Origin of the sequence: Agromyces flavus (genome assembly GCF_900104685.1) — a bacterium.
Lineage (GTDB): Bacteria > Actinomycetota > Actinomycetes > Actinomycetales > Microbacteriaceae > Agromyces > Agromyces flavus.
In genome coordinates this window covers 1578412-1594413 of sequence record NZ_LT629755.1, presented here as the reverse complement: position 1 = coordinate 1594413, position 16002 = coordinate 1578412, and the positions used below count along the sequence as shown (strand labels likewise).

At 72.5% G+C, this 16002-nt stretch carries 16 protein-coding genes and 1 pseudogene; 13 read left to right on the top strand and 4 right to left on the bottom strand.

The genetic code is table 11. The annotated features are described in order from the left end of the window. Positions 1–2 precede the first annotated feature (2 nt). The 3 genes from BLT99_RS07565 (at position 3) to BLT99_RS07555 (ending at position 2346) form a co-directional block, all read left to right on the top strand. Positions 3–1433 carry a dihydrolipoamide acetyltransferase family protein gene (locus tag BLT99_RS07565; protein WP_092670654.1) on the top strand — a complete coding sequence of 477 codons (1431 nt, stop codon included), beginning with the start codon at positions 3–5 and terminating at the stop codon, positions 1431–1433. Positions 1434–1558: 125 nt separating this feature from the next. Continuing rightward, on the top strand, positions 1559–1867 hold the full coding sequence (locus BLT99_RS07560) for a 4a-hydroxytetrahydrobiopterin dehydratase (RefSeq protein ID WP_092670652.1): 309 nt from the start codon (positions 1559–1561) through the stop codon (positions 1865–1867). Positions 1868–2019: 152 nt separating this feature from the next. Further along, positions 2020–2346, top strand: coding sequence for a histone-like nucleoid-structuring protein Lsr2 (locus BLT99_RS07555; protein ID WP_092670650.1), 327 nt, complete (start codon positions 2020–2022; stop codon positions 2344–2346). A 7-nt stretch (positions 2347–2353) separates the two neighbouring features. On the opposite strand, the gene BLT99_RS07550 is transcribed toward BLT99_RS07555, so the two are convergent. The 4 genes and pseudogenes from BLT99_RS07550 to BLT99_RS07540 form a co-directional block, all read right to left on the bottom strand. After that, positions 2354–2839 (bottom strand): GNAT family N-acetyltransferase, encoded by a 486-nt coding sequence (locus BLT99_RS07550; RefSeq protein WP_092670648.1) that lies wholly within the window; start codon positions 2837–2839, stop codon positions 2354–2356. Continuing rightward, on the bottom strand, positions 2818–3234 hold the full coding sequence (locus tag BLT99_RS07545) for a hypothetical protein (protein WP_197675528.1): 417 nt from the start codon (positions 3232–3234) through the stop codon (positions 2818–2820). Before BLT99_RS07545 ends, BLT99_RS07550 begins: the two co-directional genes overlap by 22 nt. A 45-nt stretch (positions 3235–3279) precedes the next feature. Continuing rightward, positions 3280–3339, bottom strand: a pseudogene (locus BLT99_RS18300) (hypothetical protein); the annotation flags it as partial. A 155-nt stretch (positions 3340–3494) separates the two neighbouring features. Next, entirely contained in the window at positions 3495–4226 is a 732-nt protein-coding gene (locus BLT99_RS07540; RefSeq protein ID WP_092670644.1) for an MBL fold metallo-hydrolase, read from the bottom strand. A gap of 55 nt (positions 4227–4281) precedes the next feature. Here BLT99_RS07540 and BLT99_RS07535 point away from each other — a divergent pair, with 55 nt between their 5' ends. The 10 genes from BLT99_RS07535 (at position 4282) to BLT99_RS07490 (ending at position 15995) form a co-directional block, all read left to right on the top strand. After that, a complete protein-coding gene (locus BLT99_RS07535) occupies positions 4282–4866 on the top strand; it encodes a TetR-like C-terminal domain-containing protein (RefSeq protein ID WP_092670642.1) in 585 nt (194 codons plus the stop codon). 105 nt (positions 4867–4971) lie between these two features. Further along, positions 4972–6579 carry a carboxyl transferase domain-containing protein gene (locus tag BLT99_RS07530; protein WP_092670640.1) on the top strand — a complete coding sequence of 536 codons (1608 nt, stop codon included), beginning with the start codon at positions 4972–4974 and terminating at the stop codon, positions 6577–6579. Between the two features lie 5 nt (positions 6580–6584). Beyond that, positions 6585–8621 (top strand): acetyl/propionyl/methylcrotonyl-CoA carboxylase subunit alpha, encoded by a 2037-nt coding sequence (locus tag BLT99_RS07525; RefSeq protein ID WP_092670638.1) that lies wholly within the window; start codon positions 6585–6587, stop codon positions 8619–8621. Positions 8622–8628: 7 nt separating this feature from the next. After that, positions 8629–9792, top strand: a complete 1164-nt coding sequence (locus BLT99_RS07520) for an acyl-CoA dehydrogenase family protein (RefSeq protein ID WP_092670636.1) — start codon at positions 8629–8631, stop codon at positions 9790–9792. 31 nt (positions 9793–9823) lie between these two features. Then, on the top strand, positions 9824–10351 hold the full coding sequence (locus BLT99_RS07515) for a MaoC family dehydratase (RefSeq protein WP_092670634.1): 528 nt from the start codon (positions 9824–9826) through the stop codon (positions 10349–10351). Then, positions 10348–11172 carry an HpcH/HpaI aldolase/citrate lyase family protein gene (locus BLT99_RS07510; RefSeq protein WP_092670632.1) on the top strand — a complete coding sequence of 275 codons (825 nt, stop codon included), beginning with the start codon at positions 10348–10350 and terminating at the stop codon, positions 11170–11172. The genes BLT99_RS07515 and BLT99_RS07510 overlap by 4 nt, the downstream gene beginning before the upstream one ends. Before the next feature lie 54 nt (positions 11173–11226). Then, the gene (locus tag BLT99_RS07505) at positions 11227–12003 is read left to right on the top strand and encodes an electron transfer flavoprotein subunit beta/FixA family protein (protein WP_092675818.1); all 777 of its coding nucleotides are present in this window, start codon (positions 11227–11229) and stop codon (positions 12001–12003) included. Between the two features lie 10 nt (positions 12004–12013). Then, positions 12014–13000, top strand: a complete 987-nt coding sequence (locus BLT99_RS07500; protein ID WP_092670630.1) for an electron transfer flavoprotein subunit alpha/FixB family protein — start codon at positions 12014–12016, stop codon at positions 12998–13000. Between the two features lie 822 nt (positions 13001–13822). Next, positions 13823–14776, top strand: coding sequence for a cytochrome b/b6 domain-containing protein (locus BLT99_RS18015; RefSeq protein ID WP_231945700.1), 954 nt, complete (start codon positions 13823–13825; stop codon positions 14774–14776). A 121-nt stretch (positions 14777–14897) separates the two neighbouring features. Next, the gene (locus BLT99_RS07490) at positions 14898–15995 is read left to right on the top strand and encodes an aldo/keto reductase (RefSeq protein WP_229724772.1); all 1098 of its coding nucleotides are present in this window, start codon (positions 14898–14900) and stop codon (positions 15993–15995) included. Positions 15996–16002 lie beyond the last annotated feature (7 nt).

Here is a 16002-nt window from a genome sequence, read left to right as displayed (position 1 = left end):
GCATGATCCGCGACTTCGCACTGCCCGACCTCGGCGAGGGTCTCACCGAGTCCGAGATCGTCGCCTGGCGCGTCAAGGTCGGCGACCACGTCGAGCTCAACCAGATCATCGCCGACGTCGAGACCGCCAAGGCCGTCGTCGAGCTGCCGTCGCCGTTCGAGGGCACCGTCACCGCGCTGCACGCCGCCGAGGGCGAGACCGTGAACGTCGGCGAGAAGCTGTTCTCGTGCGACACGGGTGACGGGGCCGCGGCGGCGGAGGCGGCAGCGCCCGTGGAATCCGCCGCCTCCGCCGAGGCTGCGGCGCCGGCCGCGGCGGCGCAGACGGCCGACGTCGCCGAGACCCGCGAGCCGACGCTCGTCGGGTACGGGGCGGGCGCCGAGCGCGGTCCCAAGCGGCGCGCGCGCCGGCTCGGGGGCGGCGGCGCATCGGCGCTCAGCGACGACCTCGTTCAGGCGCCGCCCGAGCACGATCGCATCGAGCCCGACACCGCGACGCATTCGGTCAACGGGCTGCACGACGCCGACGAGCGCCCCGAGCGCCCTCGCTCGACGCCACCCGTCCGCAAGCTCGCGCGCGACCTCGGCATCGACCTCGAACGCATCGCGGGCACGGGGGAGCGCGGGCTCATCACGCGTGCCGACGTCGAGGCCGCGGCATCCGGCACCCCTACGGGCGAGCCCGCGACCCAGGCGACCCCAGCGGCGACCTCCGCCGCGACCGACGCCGTGGCCGACGAGACCCGCATCCCGATCAAGGGCGTGCGCAAGCACACCGCCGCGGCGATGGTGCGCAGCGCGTTCACCGCGCCGCACGTGACGGAGTTCCTCACGGTCGACGTCACGGCCACGATGGAGCTGCTCGCCTCCGTCCGCGCCGATCGCGCCTACGCCGGCCACAAGGTGACGCCGCTCACGGTCGTCGCGAAGGCGCTCTGCATCGCGGCGGCGCGCACTCCCGAGGTGAACTCGCGCTGGGACGAGGACGCCCAGGAGATCGTGCGCTTCGGTCACGTGAACCTCGGCATCGCCACGGCGACCGACCGCGGGCTCGTCGTGCCGAACCTCAAGGGCGCCGAGCGGATGACGCTCATCGACCTGGCCGACGCAATCGCATCGCTCGCCGAGACGGCTCGTGCCGGGAAGACCGCGCCGGCCGACCTCTCGGGCGGCACGATCTCGATCACGAACATCGGCGTCTTCGGGATCGACGCGGGCACCCCCATCCTCAACCCGGGCGAGGCGGCGATCCTGGCGATGGGCGCCGTGCGGCGCACTCCATGGGAGCATCGCGGCGAGATCGCGTTGCGCGACGTGATGACGCTCTCGCTCTCGTTCGATCACCGCCTGGTCGACGGCGAGCAGGGCTCGCGCTTCCTCGCCGACATCGGGCGCATCCTGCGCGACCCTGGTCTCGCCCTGACGATGGCCTGATCACGCACGTCACTCGCGTCGAATTGCCGTTTCCGCCGGGTATCCATCACCCGGAATCCGGCGGAAACGGCATTCGGCGGTCGTCGAGGCTGGCGCGTCATCCTCGGCGGCGGGATGATCGGCGTATGGACGCTCACACGCCGCTCTCCCGAGAGGATGTCGCGGCGGAACTCGACGGAACCGGATTCCGGCACGACGGAGAACGGTTGACTGCGGAATTCCGCACCGCTGATTTCGCGAGTGCGGTGCGCCTGCTCGACGCCGTCGCGATCGAGGCGGATGCCGCGAACCACCATCCCGATGTGCGGCTCGGCTGGGGCCGAATCGAATTCGACCTCTCGTCGCACGACGTCGGTGCGGTCACCAGCCGCGACGTCGCGCTGGCGAAGCGGATCCGCGCGCTCGCCGACCGACTCGGTGCCGTCGTCGCCTGAAATGGCGCCGCGGCGCATGGCACGGTATTCCGCACAACTTCTGCACAGCTTCGCATGAATTCGTGCACTCGAATTCGAGAAGGAATATGCTCGAATTCAGCAAGCACCCCTCCCAGAATTCAGTGGCGAATGCCGCGGAAAGGTCGTGACCCATGGCCAAGCGAGTTGTCGAGACGCTCATCGACGATCTCGACGGATCCGACGCCGATCGCACGGTCTCCTTCACCATCGACGGTGCCGAATACGCGATCGACCTCTCCTCGGCGAATGCCGAGAAGTTCCAGGCCGCCATCGCCCCCTACGTGAAAGCCGCTCGGAAGACCGGTGCCGGTCGTGCCGGCTCGAGCCGAAGCCGCCGCGGCACGTCGTCGGCCGGCGACACCAAGGACGCGCGCGAGTGGCTCCGCGCGAACGGCCACCAGGTGTCCGACCGCGGTCGCGTCCCCGCACCGCTCATGGAGCTCTACCGCAACCGCTGACGGGCGCTCAGCGCAGCACGAACTCGATCTCCTCGATCTCCTCGCCGCGCGCGTTCGCGAAGCCGCGGTCGCGGCCGACCTCGACGAAGCCGAGTCGCGTGAGCAACGCGATCGACGCGGCATTGTCGGCCGCGGCTCGCGCCCGCACGGGGCGCGGCTGCGTGTCGAGGAACAGGCGCATGGCGCGCGTGGCGATTCCGCGCCCCCAGTGCTCGCGGTCGATCCAGTACGTGATCTCGGCCATGCCCGTCTCGGCGTCGATCCAGCGCGCCACCCTTCCCACGATCCGGCCGTCGGAGCGCACCGTGCGGTTGTCGGCGTCCTCGCGGGCGGCCAGGCGCGCCCAGTAGGCGTCGAACGCCGCGCGGTCCGACGGATCGGCGGACGTGAACGCCGCCATGCGGTTCGCCTCGGGGTCGAGTTGGATGCGGAACAGCTCATCGAGGTCGCCTGCGCGGGTCGCGCGCAGGGTCACGACGTGAGGCTCGACCATGCCATGTCCTCCAGGATGCTGCGGACCACCTTGTCCGCGGGTCGGCGCCCATGGATGCGGGCGCTGTGGGGAGTGGAGTTGATCAGACCGAAGGCCGCGTGAGCCCGGATCCGATGCTCCGATTCGGCCCGGTCGGGCCGCAGGTGGGCGAGCACGCCCACCCAGAGTTCGACGTACTCGCGCTGCAGTCGCCGGACACCGTGCGCGTCGGCCTCGTCGAGGCTCGTGAGGTCGCGGTCCTGCACGCGGATCACGTCGGCGTTCGCGAGTGCGAAGTCGACGTGGAAGCGGATGAGCGCCCGCAGCGCCATCGCGGCGTCGTCGGCGTCGGCGACCGTGCGCCGTCCGCCGTCGAGCAGGCCCTCGCTCGCATCGGCGAGGATCGCCGCCAGCACGGCCGACTTCCCGGGGAAGTGACGGTAGACGGCGGGCCCCGAGACGCCGGCGGCCTGCCCCAGCTCCTCGAGCGTGACGCCGGCGTAACCGCGGTCGGCGAACAGTCGCGCGGCGGCGTCGAGCAGGGCGGCACGGCGGTCGGCCTTGGCGCGGCCGCGCTCGGTGAGCGTCTCGCTCAGGGTGCACCTCCCGGGGCATTCGGTGAATGCACACTAACCGACGTGCTCGACATCGGCAAGCGACCGCGGCCTGCCCGCGGTCAGCGCACCGGTGCCTGGGCCGCCTCGCGCACGAGGCGCACGGCCTCGCGGGTTCCGCGGTTCCACGGCGTGCCGTGGCCGGGAAGCACCCAGGTCGCATCGATCGCGGTGAGGCGGTCGAGCGAGTCGAGCGCGCCACCCGGGTCGTCGGTGAACGGGGCCGGTGCCGGTCCGCGTCGGCCGGTGAGCACGTGGCGGGTGGTCAGCGCGTCGCCGACGCACACGGCGTCGAGATCGGGGGAGTGGACCGCCACGCTGCCGGGCGAGTGCCCCGGCATGCCGACGATGACGGGCGAGCCGGGCAGGTCGCCGAGCCGGTCGCCATCGGCGACGGTGCGCACCTCGGTGAGGTACTCGGTGCGAGCCCCGCCGCGCGACAGGGCGTAGGCGAAGAAGCGGACGACGGGCCAGGGGCGGATGCCGCGGCCGAACGATGCGGACGGCTTCGACTCGCCGCGGGCCCGTGCGGCGTCGTCGGCGTGGACGTACACGGGCACCCCGTGATCGCGTCGCAGCCGCTCGGCGAACCCGATGTGGTCGGTGTCGCCGTGCGTGAGGATCACCGCGCGCACGTCGTCGACCGTGCGGCCCGCGTCGGCGAGTTCGTCGAGCAGTTCGTCGTACTGTCGGGCGAGCCCGGCGTCGACCACCGTCACCCCGCGATCGTCGATGAGGAGGTAGCAGGCGACGATCTCGTTGCCCACGCGTCGCAGTCCCGGCTGAAGTTCCATGTGAGCTATGATACGTAGCTATGATGGCTAATGTCAATAGCCATGAGGAGGACCGATGCCGACGCCGACCAGGATCACGCCCGACTCGTTGCGTGCGGCCGCCCGAACGGTGCTCGAACGCGACGGGCGGGATGGGCTCACGATGCAGGCGGTGGCCACGGCGCTCGGCGTGCGGGCCCCATCGCTGTACAAGCACGTGCGCGATCGCGACGACCTCGTCCGGGTGGTCGTCGACGATGTGTCGCGCGAGCTCGGCGATCGCCTCGACGTGGCGCTCGCCGACGCGGGCGCGGACGCGGCGACCGCGGTGCGGGCCCTCGCGGAGGTGGCGCGGCGTTTCGCCCACGAGCATCCGCAGGGGTACGCGCTCGTGTTCGGCCCGCTGCCGGGGTCGGCGAGCCCCGATCGTGCGGCGCTCGACCACGGCGCCGCGGCGCTGCTCGAAGCCGCACGCCGCCTCGTGGGCGAGGAGCACGCCCTGAAGGCCGCTCGCACCCTCACCGCATGGATGCACGGCTTCACGAGCATGGAACTCGTGGGGGCGTTCCGACTCGGCGGCGAGGTCGATGCGGCGTGGTCGTACGGACTCGAGCGGATCGTCGCGGGCCTCGCCGCCGACGGCCGCGGACGCGCCGGCTGACCCGGTTGCGGATCTCGGTGAATCGCGGCTAACATGAATCCCGGTTAGCGAGCGTTCACCGAAGCGCTCGCGTGCACGCCACGACGGAGAGGCGGACGGGAGCGGATGCACATCCTCACGAGCGCGGTCGACGCGGCATCCGACGCCGCGCGCACCAACGCCGACGCGCACGCCGCGCTGGCCGACGAGTTGCGCGCGAAGCTCGCCCGAGCCGCCCTCGGCGGCCCCGAGGCATCCCGCGACCGGCATGTCGCGCGAGGCAAGCTGCTGCCGCGCGACCGCGTCGAGCGGGTGCTCGACGAAGGCAGTCCGTTCCTCGAGCTCTCGCCGCTCGCGGCCGACGACCTCTACGACGACGACACGCCCGCCGCGGGAGTGATCGCCGGCATCGGGCTCGTGCACGGCCGGCCCGTGATGGTCGTCTGCAACGACGCGACCGTCAAGGGCGGCACGTACTACCCGATGACGGTCAAGAAGCACCTGCGCGCACAGGACGTCGCGCTCGAGAACCGCCTGCCGTGCGTGTACCTCGTCGACTCCGGCGGCGCGTTCCTGCCCAAGCAGGACGAGGTCTTCCCCGACCGCGACCACTTCGGGCGGATCTTCTACAACCAGGCCAACCTCTCCGCACGGCGGATCCCGCAGATCGCCGCCGTCATGGGCTCGTGCACCGCGGGCGGCGCGTACGTGCCGGCGATGAGCGACGAGACCGTGATCGTCCGCAACCAGGGCACGATCTTCCTCGGCGGCCCGCCGCTCGTGAAGGCCGCCATCGGCGAGGTCGTCACGCCCGAGGAATTGGGCGGCGGCGACCTGCATGCGCGCCAGTCGGGCGTGACCGACCACCTCGCCGAGGGCGACGAGCACGCGCTCGAGATCGTGCGCGACATCGTCGCGACGCTGCCCGCGCCGACGGAACGCGCCTGGGCGGTTCGCGAACCGCGCGAGCCGGCCGTCGACCCGTCGACGCTGACCGCGGTCGTGCCCGTCGACGTGCAGCAGCCGTACGACGTGCGCGAGGTCATCGCTCGGCTCGTCGACGGCAGCGAGTTCCACGAGTTCAAGCGCGAGTACGGCGACACGCTCGTGACCGGGTTCGCGTGGATCGACGGCCACCCCGTCGGCATCGTCGCCAACAACGGCGTGCTCTTCAGCGAGTCGGCCATGAAGGGCGCGCACTTCATCGAGCTGTGCGACCAGCGCGGCATCCCACTGCTGTTCCTGCAGAACATCTCGGGCTTCATGGTGGGCCGCGATGCCGAGGCCGGCGGCATCGCCAAGCACGGCGCCAAGATGGTGACCGCCGTGGCCACGACGCGCGTCCCGAAGTTCACGGTCGTCATCGGCGGCTCGTTCGGCGCCGGCAATTACTCGATGTGCGGCCGGGCGTACTCGCCGCGGTTCCTCTGGATGTGGCCGAACGCGCGCATCTCGGTGATGGGCGGCGAGCAGGCGGCATCCGTGCTCTCGACCGTCAAGCGCGACCAGCTTGCCGTGCGCGGCGAGCAGTGGTCGCCCGATGACGAGGAGGCGTTCAAGGCACCCGTGCGCGAGCAGTACGAGTCGCAGGGCAGCCCCTACCACTCCACGTCCCGCCTCTGGGACGACGGCATCATCGAGCCGGGCGACACGCGCACCGTGCTCGCGCTGGCGCTCGAGCTCGCCAGCCGAACGCCCCTGCCCGAGCCCCGCTTCGGCCTCTTCAGGATGTGACCCGGATGACGCAGCCCCTCCACTCCACCGGCCGGAAGCCGTTCGATCGCGTGCTCGTGGCCAACCGCGGCGAGATCGCCGTGCGCGTCATCCGCACCCTCAAGCGCCTCGGGATCCACGCCATCGCCGTGTACTCCGATGCCGACGCTGCGGCACCGCACGTCGCCCTCGCCGACGAAGCCGTGCGCATCGGCCCGGCGCCGGCCGCCCAGAGCTACCTCGATCCGGCCCGGATCGTGCGCGCCGCGCTCGACACCGGTGCGCAGGCCATCCATCCCGGCTACGGGTTCCTCAGCGAGAACGCCGCATTCGCCCGTGCGTGCGCCGATGCGGGCATCGTGTTCGTCGGGCCGGGCGAACTCGCGCTCGAGGTCATGGGCGACAAGATCCGTGCCAAGCGCCACGTCGAGGCGTCAGCGGTGCCGGTGGTGCCCGGGGTGAGCGATCCCGACGCGACCGACGACGAGCTGCTCGACGCCGCACCGCTCATCGGCTTCCCGATCCTCGTGAAGCCGTCCGCCGGCGGCGGTGGCAAGGGCATGCAGGTCGCGCGCGACCAGGCCGAACTCGAGCATGCACTGCCCGCCGCGCGCCGCGTCGCACGGGCCGCGTTCGGCGACGACACCCTGCTGCTCGAGCGGTTCGTGGAACGACCGCGCCACATCGAGGTGCAGGTGCTGGCCGACGCGCACGGCAACGTCATCCACCTCGGCGAGCGCGAGTGCTCGCTGCAGCGACGGCACCAGAAGGTCGTCGAGGAGGCCCCCTCGCCGTTGCTCGACGCCGCGACGCGCGAGCGCATCGGGCGCGCGGCGTGCGACGCCGCGCGGAGCGTCGAGTACCTCGGTGCCGGCACGGTCGAGTTCCTGGTCTCGGATGCCGCTCCCGACGAGTTCTTCTTCATCGAGATGAACACGCGTCTCCAGGTCGAGCACCCGGTGACCGAGTTCGTCACCGGCGTCGACCTCGTCGAGCAGCAGCTCCGCGTCGCCGCCGGCGAGCCGCTCGCGATCGCCCAGGCGGACGTGAGCCTCGAGGGCCACGCCATCGAGGCCCGCCTGTACGCCGAGAGCCCCGAGCGCGGCTTCCTGCCCTCGACCGGCGACGTGCTGGCGTGGCGTCCGGCCGCGGGCGAGGGCGTGCGCATCGATGCGGGAATCCGCGAAGGCCAGCGGATCACCGCCGACTACGACCCCATGATCGCAAAGGTCATCGCGCACGGGCGCGACCGGGCCGAGGCCCTCGATCGCCTCGACGCCGCGCTCGCCGACACGGTCGTGCTCGGCGTCGAGACGAACACCGCGTTCCTGCGCGAGCTCCTCGCGCGCGACGACGTCAGGGCGGGTCGGCTCGACACCGGGCTCATCGACCGACTGCAGGATCCGGCCGCCGGCACGGCGATCGCGTCCGACGGCGAGCCCGACGAGACGGCGGATGGCGCGGCCACCCGCCTCGCCGAGGTCGCACGTCTCGCGCGCGACCATGCGGCACGTTCCGGGTCGGCGCACGGACACGCCTGGCAGCGCGAGCGCGGCTGGCGGCTCGGCGGCGTGGCAGCCGCCGCCGAGCGGGATGCCCGGGCGACCGCCGACCTCGAGCGCGCGACCGTCCGGATCGCCGACGACGGCACCACGTGGGTGCACCTCGACGGCCGCACGGCCGCCGTCCCGCGCGTCGACCGCCGGCAGGCGGTCGAAGCCCACCTCGCACAGCTCGAGCGCGGCGGCAGCGTCGATCCCGACCTGCGCGCTCCCATGCCGGGCAGCGTCACGACGCTGCTCCTGTCCGACGGCGACCACGTCGAGGCCGGGCAGGCGGTGCTCGCCATCGAGGCCATGAAGATGGAGCACCGCGTCATCGCGACCGTCGCCGGCGTCGTCCGCCTGCGCGTCGCCGCGGGCGAGCAGGTCGCGCGCGACCAGGTCGTCGCGCGCATCGAGCCCGCTGCGGAGCCCGCCGACGCCGGCCCCGCGGCATCCGACCACGAAGCCCCGGCCGGCGCCCACGAGGCCGCCGTCCCGAACGCATCCCACCAGGAATGAGGAGACCATGCACGACCTGACCGATGAGGAACAACAGCTCTACGACATGGTCTGCGAGTTCGCCGACACCGTCGTCGCCCCGCAGGCCTATGAGGCCGACCGCACGCACGAGCTCTCGATGGACGTCGTCGCGCAGATGGGCGAGCTCGGTCTCTTCGGACTGCCCTTCCCCGAGGAGGTCGGCGGTCAGGGCGGCGACTACATGGCGCTGTGCCTCGCGATCGAGGCGCTCGCGCGCGTCGACCAGTCGATCGCGATCACTCTCGAGGCCGGGGTCGGCCTGGGCGCGATGCCCGTCTTCCGTCACGGCACCGAGGAGCAGAAGGCCCGGTTCCTTCCCGACTTGGTGGCGGGGCGCGCGCTCGCCGGCTTCGGCCTCACCGAGCCCGAGGCGGGGTCCGACGCCGGCGCCACCCGCACGACGGCCGTGCTCGACGGCGACGAGTGGGTCGTGAACGGATCGAAACAGTTCATCACGAACTCGGGCACGCCGATCACGTCGTTCGTCACCGTCACGGCGGTGACCGGGGAACGGACGCGCCCCGACGGCTCCGTCTCGAAGGAGCTCTCGACGATCATCGTGCCGAACGGCACGCCGGGGTTCACGGTCGGGCCGGGTTACGACAAGTCCGGCTGGCGCGCCTCGGACACCCACCCGCTGACCTTCGACGACGTCCGGGTGCCGGCCGACAACCTGCTCGGCGCGCGTGGCCGGGGCTTCGCCAACTTCCTCCAGGCGCTCGACGAGGGCCGCATCGCGATCGCCGCCCTCGCGACGGGCGCGGCGCAGGGATGCCTCGACGAGGCCTTGGCCTACGCGAAGACGCGCAACGTCTTCGGCGTGCCCATCGCGAGCCACCAGTACATCGCCTTCACGATCGCCGGGATGCAGGCACGGGTGCACACCGCCCGCCTGGCCTGGCACGACGCGGCGCGGCGTGCCGACGCCGGCCTCCCCTTCAAGAAGGAGGCCGCGATCGCGAAGCTCGTGTCGAGCGACGCCGCCATGCTGAACGCGCGCGACGCGACCCAGATCTTCGGCGGCATGGGCTTCATGAACGAGACGACCGTGGCTCGGCACTACCGTGATTCGAAGATCCTGGAGATCGGCGAGGGCACCAACGAGGTGCAGCTCATGGTCATCGCGCGCGAGCTCGGGCTCGCCGGCTAGGGCGGCTCGACCGCCGGGGAGGAGGAGCGTCATGACGGATGCCCCCATGCGCGAGGTCGTTCAGCGCGGACTCTGGTTCGAGGAGTTCGAGGGGGGCGTGCGCTACCTGCACCGTCCGGGGCGCACGGTGACGGAGGCCGACAACGTGCTCTTCACCACGCTCACCATGAACCCGCAGCCGCTGCACCTCGATGCGGCGTGGTCCGCGCGGCAGCCGTTCGGCCGGGTCCTCGTGAATTCGCTCTTCACGCTCTCGACGCTCGTCGGCCAGTCCGTGGGCCAGCTCACCCAGGGCACCCTGGTCGCGAACCTCGGGTTCGGGGCCGTCGCGTTCCCGAACCCCGTGTTCGTGGGCGACACGCTCTACGGTGAGAGCGTCGTGGAGTCGAAGCGCCTGTCGTCGTCGCGCCCCGGGGAAGGCATCGTGGTCCTCGCGCACACCGCGCGCAACCAGGACGGCGTTGTGGTCGCCACCGCGTCGCGCACCATGCTCGTCTGGACGCGCGAGGCGGGGGAGCGGCACTCGAACGCGGTCGCGGCGGAAGGGGGCGACGGATGACGCATCCGCCGTTCCCCTTCGGGCCCGCGCTGCTCTTCTGCCCGGCCGACCGGCCCGACCGCTACGCCAAGGCGGTCGAGCGCGCCGACGCGGTGATCCTCGACCTCGAGGACGCCGTGGCCGACGTCGCGAAGTCGGCGGCGCGCGAGTCCCTCGTGGCGAACCCGCTCGACCCCGCGCGCGTCATCGTGCGCGTGAACCCCGCCTCCACGCCGCATCTCGCCGACGACCTCGCGGCGCTGCGGCGCACCTCGTACCGCACGGTCATGCTCGCCAAGTGCGAGGGCACCGCAGACCTGGTCGCGCTCGAGGACTTCGCGGTCATCGCGCTGTGCGAGACCGCTCGCGGCGTGCTCGCCGCGTCCGACATCGCGTCGGTGCCGATCGTGTCCGCGCTCATGTGGGGCGCGGAGGACCTCGTCGCCTCGGTCGGCGGTTCCTCCAGCCGGTACCCCGACGGGCGATACCGAGATCTCGCGCGACACGCCCGGTCGCAGGTGCTGCTCGCGGCGGGGGCGCACGGCGTGGCGGCGATCGACGCGGTGCACCTCGATCTCGCCGATGCCGCTGGCCTCCGCGACGAGGCCGAGGATGCGGCCGCGCTCGGCTTCGCGGCCACCGCGTGCGTGCACCCCGGCCAGGTCGAGGTCGTCCGGGCGGCGTACGCACCGAGCGACGAGCGACTGGAATGGGCGCAGGCGCTGCTCGCCGAGGCGGCCGTGCGCGAGCGCGACGGCGTGTTCGCCTTCCGCGGGCAGATGGTCGACGCGCCGCTCATGCACCAGGCCGAGGCGGTCGTGCGACGGGCACGCCTCGACTGACAGGATTCCGGTGAGCCCCTCGGCTCGCCGAACATGGGAAAGGACTCGGGCCCGATGAAGATCATCGTCCTCGTGAAGGAGGTCCCCGACACGTACGGGGAGCGCAAGCTCGACCTCGATACCGGGCTCGCCGATCGCGCCGCGAGCGAGGCGGTGCTCGACGAGATCGGCGAGCGGGCCCTCGAGGTCGCGCTCTCCTATTCAGACGCGCACGACGGAACCGAGGTGGTCGTCATGTCGATGGCAGCCGACGGCGCCGCGACGACGATCCGCAAGGGACTGGCCATGGGAGCCGCGTCGGCCGTGCACATCGCCGACCCGGGCCTCGCCGCCGCCGACCTGGGCCTCACCGCGCGCACCCTCGCCGCAGCCATCCGACGCACCGGATTCGACCTCGTCATCACCGGCAACCTCTCGACCGACGGCAGCGGCGGCGTGATGCCCGCCATGCTCGCCGAGCTGCTCGAGGTGCCGAACGCGACCGCCCTCGCATCCGTCGAGATCGCAGAGGGTTCGGTGGCGGGAACCCGCAGCATCGACGGCGGCACCATGCGCGTGAGTGCGCCGCTGCCGGCGGTGATCTCGATCACCGAGTCGCTTCCCGACGCCCGCTTCCCCAACTTCAAGGGCATCATGGCCGCGAAGAAGAAGCCGTTCGAGACCGTGAGCGCCGCCGACCTCGGCATCGACCCCGAGGACCTCTCGGTACCGTGGTCGATCATGACCGCCATCGCCGAGAAGCCCCCGCGGTCGGCCGGCGTCAAGATCACCGACGACGGCGACGGCGGCACGAGGATCGCCGAGTTCCTGATCGAGAACCGGCTGGTCTGAGAGGACGACGATGACCGACTACCCTGCAGACCCCATCCTCGTCGTGCTCGAGGCGACGCCGAGCGGCGAGCTTGCGACGAGCGCCGGCGGCCTTCTCGCGGCCGCCTCCGGGATCGGCACTCCCGTGGCGCTCGCCGTCACCGCGCCCGGACAGTCGCGGTCGCTCGCCGAGCAGGCGGCTGCGCTCGGAGCCGAGCGCGTGTTCGCCGTCGAGACGACCGCCGCGCAGTCCGAACTCACCGTGCCGCACGTCGACGCGCTCGCCGCGGCTGCGGCGCTCGTCGCGCCCGACGCGGTCCTCGTCTCGAACTCGATCGATGGTCGCGACATCGCCGGTCGATTCGCCGCTCGCACCGGCGCGCCCATCGCGGTCGACGCGATCGGCGTCTCGCGCGATGAGGAGGGCGTCGTCGCGCACCACTCCGTGTACGGCGGCGCGTACAACGTCGACTCGGCGGCCACCTTCGGACCGCTCGTCGTCACCGTGCGGCAGGGCGCCATCGACGCGCGCGTCGAAGCGCGGCCCGTCGCGCTCGAGTTGCTCGACGTGCCGGCCTCGGGTGCGGCGTCGGCCGCCATCGAGTCCGTCGAGGCCGTGACCGAGACGTCCAGCCGGCCCGAGCTGCGGGGAGCCAAGCGGGTCGTCTCGGGCGGTCGCGGCCTCGGCTCGGCCGAGAAGTTCGCGCTCGTCGAGGAGCTCGCCGACGTGCTGGGCGCTGCCGTCGGCGCGTCGCGCGCGGCGGTCGACGCCGGCTACGTTCCGGCGAACCACCAGGTCGGCCAGACCGGCGTCTCCGTCTCGCCGCAGCTCTACGTCGCCCTCGGCATCTCGGGTGCGATCCAGCACAAGGCCGGGATGCAGACGGCCAAGAACATCGTCGCGATCAACAAGGACCCCGACGCGCCGATCTTCGAGGTCGCCGACTTCGGCGTCGTCGGCGACGTCTTCACCGTGGTCCCGCAACTGATCAGCGCGCTCGTCGAACGGAAGCGCTGACCCGTGGCTGCGGTGCGGAACCTGCGCAGGGGACTGCCTCGACGGCGCGGCGGCGAACCCTGGCCGCCGGCGGTCGAAGCGCCCGGCGACTTCGTCGCCCCGTCGGGCGAAGCGCCGGCCGAGCCGGCGGCGCGAGTGTCGGCGAGCCCCTCAGGATCCGCCTCGTCGGCGCCGACGGGTTCGGCGCCGGCCGCTGCAGCATCGGCGGCTTCGGTGGTGACGGCGGAGACGCCGGGCGCGTCGTCCACGGTGGCCTCCGACGTGGTGCCCGCCGCGTCGGCGTCCGTTCGCCGGCTCCGCAGCGGACTCCCGCGCGTCCGGGGCGGCCGCTCGTGGCCCGAGGTCATGGACGCGAACGCTGGTGCGAGCGTTGCGGCCACGGATGTTGCGACCGCTGCACCGCCCGCCGCTCCCACTTGGCCGGCGGCTGCGCCGGCGTCCCCGGTCGTGGAGCGGGCGCCGGCCCCGGCCCCGGCCAACGCAGCACCCGCCGCGGCGTCGGCGACGGCGACCGGTAGCGGACTTCGCCGGGGGCTCCCGCGGGTCGCCGGGGGAGACCCGTGGCCGCCGGCGTCGGCGGTCGCACCAGCCGCCGAGACCGCCGTGCCGGCGTCGCCGCCGCCGGCATCCGCGCCGCGGGTCGAGCCCGTGCCCGCGGCGCCGGTCGCGGCATCCGTACCGCCTGCCGAGGCCCTCGTTTCGCCGCCGGCGGCAGGGGCGCCCGCAACCCTGCCCGCGGCACCGGCGCCCGCGACCCCGCCTGCCGCAGCCGAGCCGACGGCGGCGGAAGCGCCGATTCGACCCGCCGCACCCTCGGAGCCGGTGGCGCGGACCGCCTCACCCAGCGCACCCTCCAGCGAAGGCCCGAGGCGGTACGGGCCGCTCACGGCGAGGCAGTGGGTCGGCGCCACCGTCGTCGGCGTGCTCGCGATCATCGGCGCCGCCACTATCGTCGTCCAGCTCACGAGATGGTTCCTCGGGCTGGACTTCATGCAGGACTTCATGGCGACCTACCCCGGCCAGACGCCCCTGCCCGAGGGTGCGCCCGTGGGCCTGCCGGCGTGGCTCGGCTGGCAGCACTTCTTCAACGTCTTCCTCATCGTGCTGATCATCCGCTCGGGCCTGCAGGTGCGCACCGAGCGGCGGCCACCGGCGTACTGGACCGCGCGCTGGTCGAAGGGCGGAGGGCGGAGGATCAGCCTCACCCTGTGGTTCCACCAGTCGCTCGACATCCTCTGGTTGGCGAACGGCCTCGTCTTCGTCGTGCTGCTGTTCGCGACCGGGCAGTGGATGCGCGTCGTGCCGACGAGCTGGGAGGTCGTGCCGAACGCGATCTCGGCCGGCCTGCAGTACCTCTCGCTCGACTGGCCGCTCGAAGACGCCTGGGTCAACTACAACAGCCTCCAGGTGCTCGCGTACTTCGCGACGATCTTCATCGCGGCGCCGCTCGCCGCGATCACCGGGGTTCGGATGTCGGGGTTGTGGCCGAAGGACGCCCCGACGCTCAACCGGATCTACCCAGTCGAGTGGGCCCGTGCGGTGCACTTCCCGGTCATGCTGTACTTCGTGGCGTTCATCGTCGTGCACGTCGCCCTCGTCTTCACGACCGGCGCGCTCCGCAACCTGAACGCGATGTTCGCCGCGCAGGACGCCGACACGTGGCTCGGCTTCTGGATCTTCGTCGCCTCGATGGTCGTCATCGCGGCCGCATGGATCGCCGCCCGCCCGACGGTGCTCGCGCCGATCGCGGGACTGTTCGGCAAGGTCGGTCGATAGACCGGGCCACACCCTTCGCCGAGGATTGTTCACCAACGATTCGGTAACGCTTCACCGGATCCGGCACGAGCCGGTTCCCGCGCGCGCATACGCTCGATGCCAATCCTGGGGAGGAGGAGGCGTGGCACGGAAGCACGCACAGTACGGTGCACGGCGCGCCGCGGAGGCCACGGCGGCCCCGCGAACCGCGACCGTGGAGATCGAGCTGCCCGCGCAGGCCGAGGCGGCCGAGTCGTTCGGCGCGCGCACGCCGACGACCGAGGAGATCGAGACCAACACGTTCTCCGGCCCGATCACCGTGCCGCGACGCGAGCCGCTCGGCGATGCCGGCTTCGGCGTGCACCCGCTGGCGCTCGGCACCGGCGCGTTCGGGTGGACCCTCGGCCGCGAGGCCGCTGCCGAGATCCTCGACCGATTCGCCGGCGTCGGCGGCAACCTCGTCGACACGGCCGACAGCTACGCCGCCGGCCGCAGCGAATCCATCCTCGGCGACTGGATGGCCTCACGCGGTGCCCGCGACCGCATGCGCGTGATCACCAGGATCGGCCGGCACCCCGACCACCGCGGCCTCGCACCGCGCACGATCGCGGCCGCGGTCGACGACTCGCTCGCGCGGCTCGGAACCGACCGGATCGACCTGCTGTGCTTCCACGGCGACGACCCGACCGTGCCGCTCGAAGAGAGCCTCGGGGCGGTCGACGCGCTCATCGGCGCGGGCAAGGTGCTCGCGATCGGCGCGTCGGACTTCTCACCCGAGCGGCTCATCGAGGCGCGCGTGCTCGCCGCGAACGGGCTGCCCCGGTTCCAGGCGCTCACCACGCGGTACAACCTCCTCGAGCGGCGCGCCTTCGAGGGTGCGCCCGAGCTCGTCGCGCACGCGCAGGGCCTCGCCGTGCTGCCCCACGTCGCGCTCGCGAACGGATTCCTCGGCGGCGGCGTGCGCCGACGCAGCGACATCCGCCGCGATGCTCGGGGCGAGCGCCAGGCGCGTCACCTCGGCCGTCGCGGGCTCAGGGTGCTGCGAGCGCTCGACGAGGTGGCCGCCGCGCACGGCTCGGTCCCGGCCGCGGTCGCCATCGCGTGGCTGCTGGCGCGGCCGACGGTCGTCGCGCCGGTCGCGAGCGCGAGCCGTCCCGAGCAGGTCGACGCCCTCGTCACCGCCGCCAACCTCGTGCTGCACCGCTCCGAGATCGTCGAGCTCGACCGCGCCTCCGCGTGACCGACGT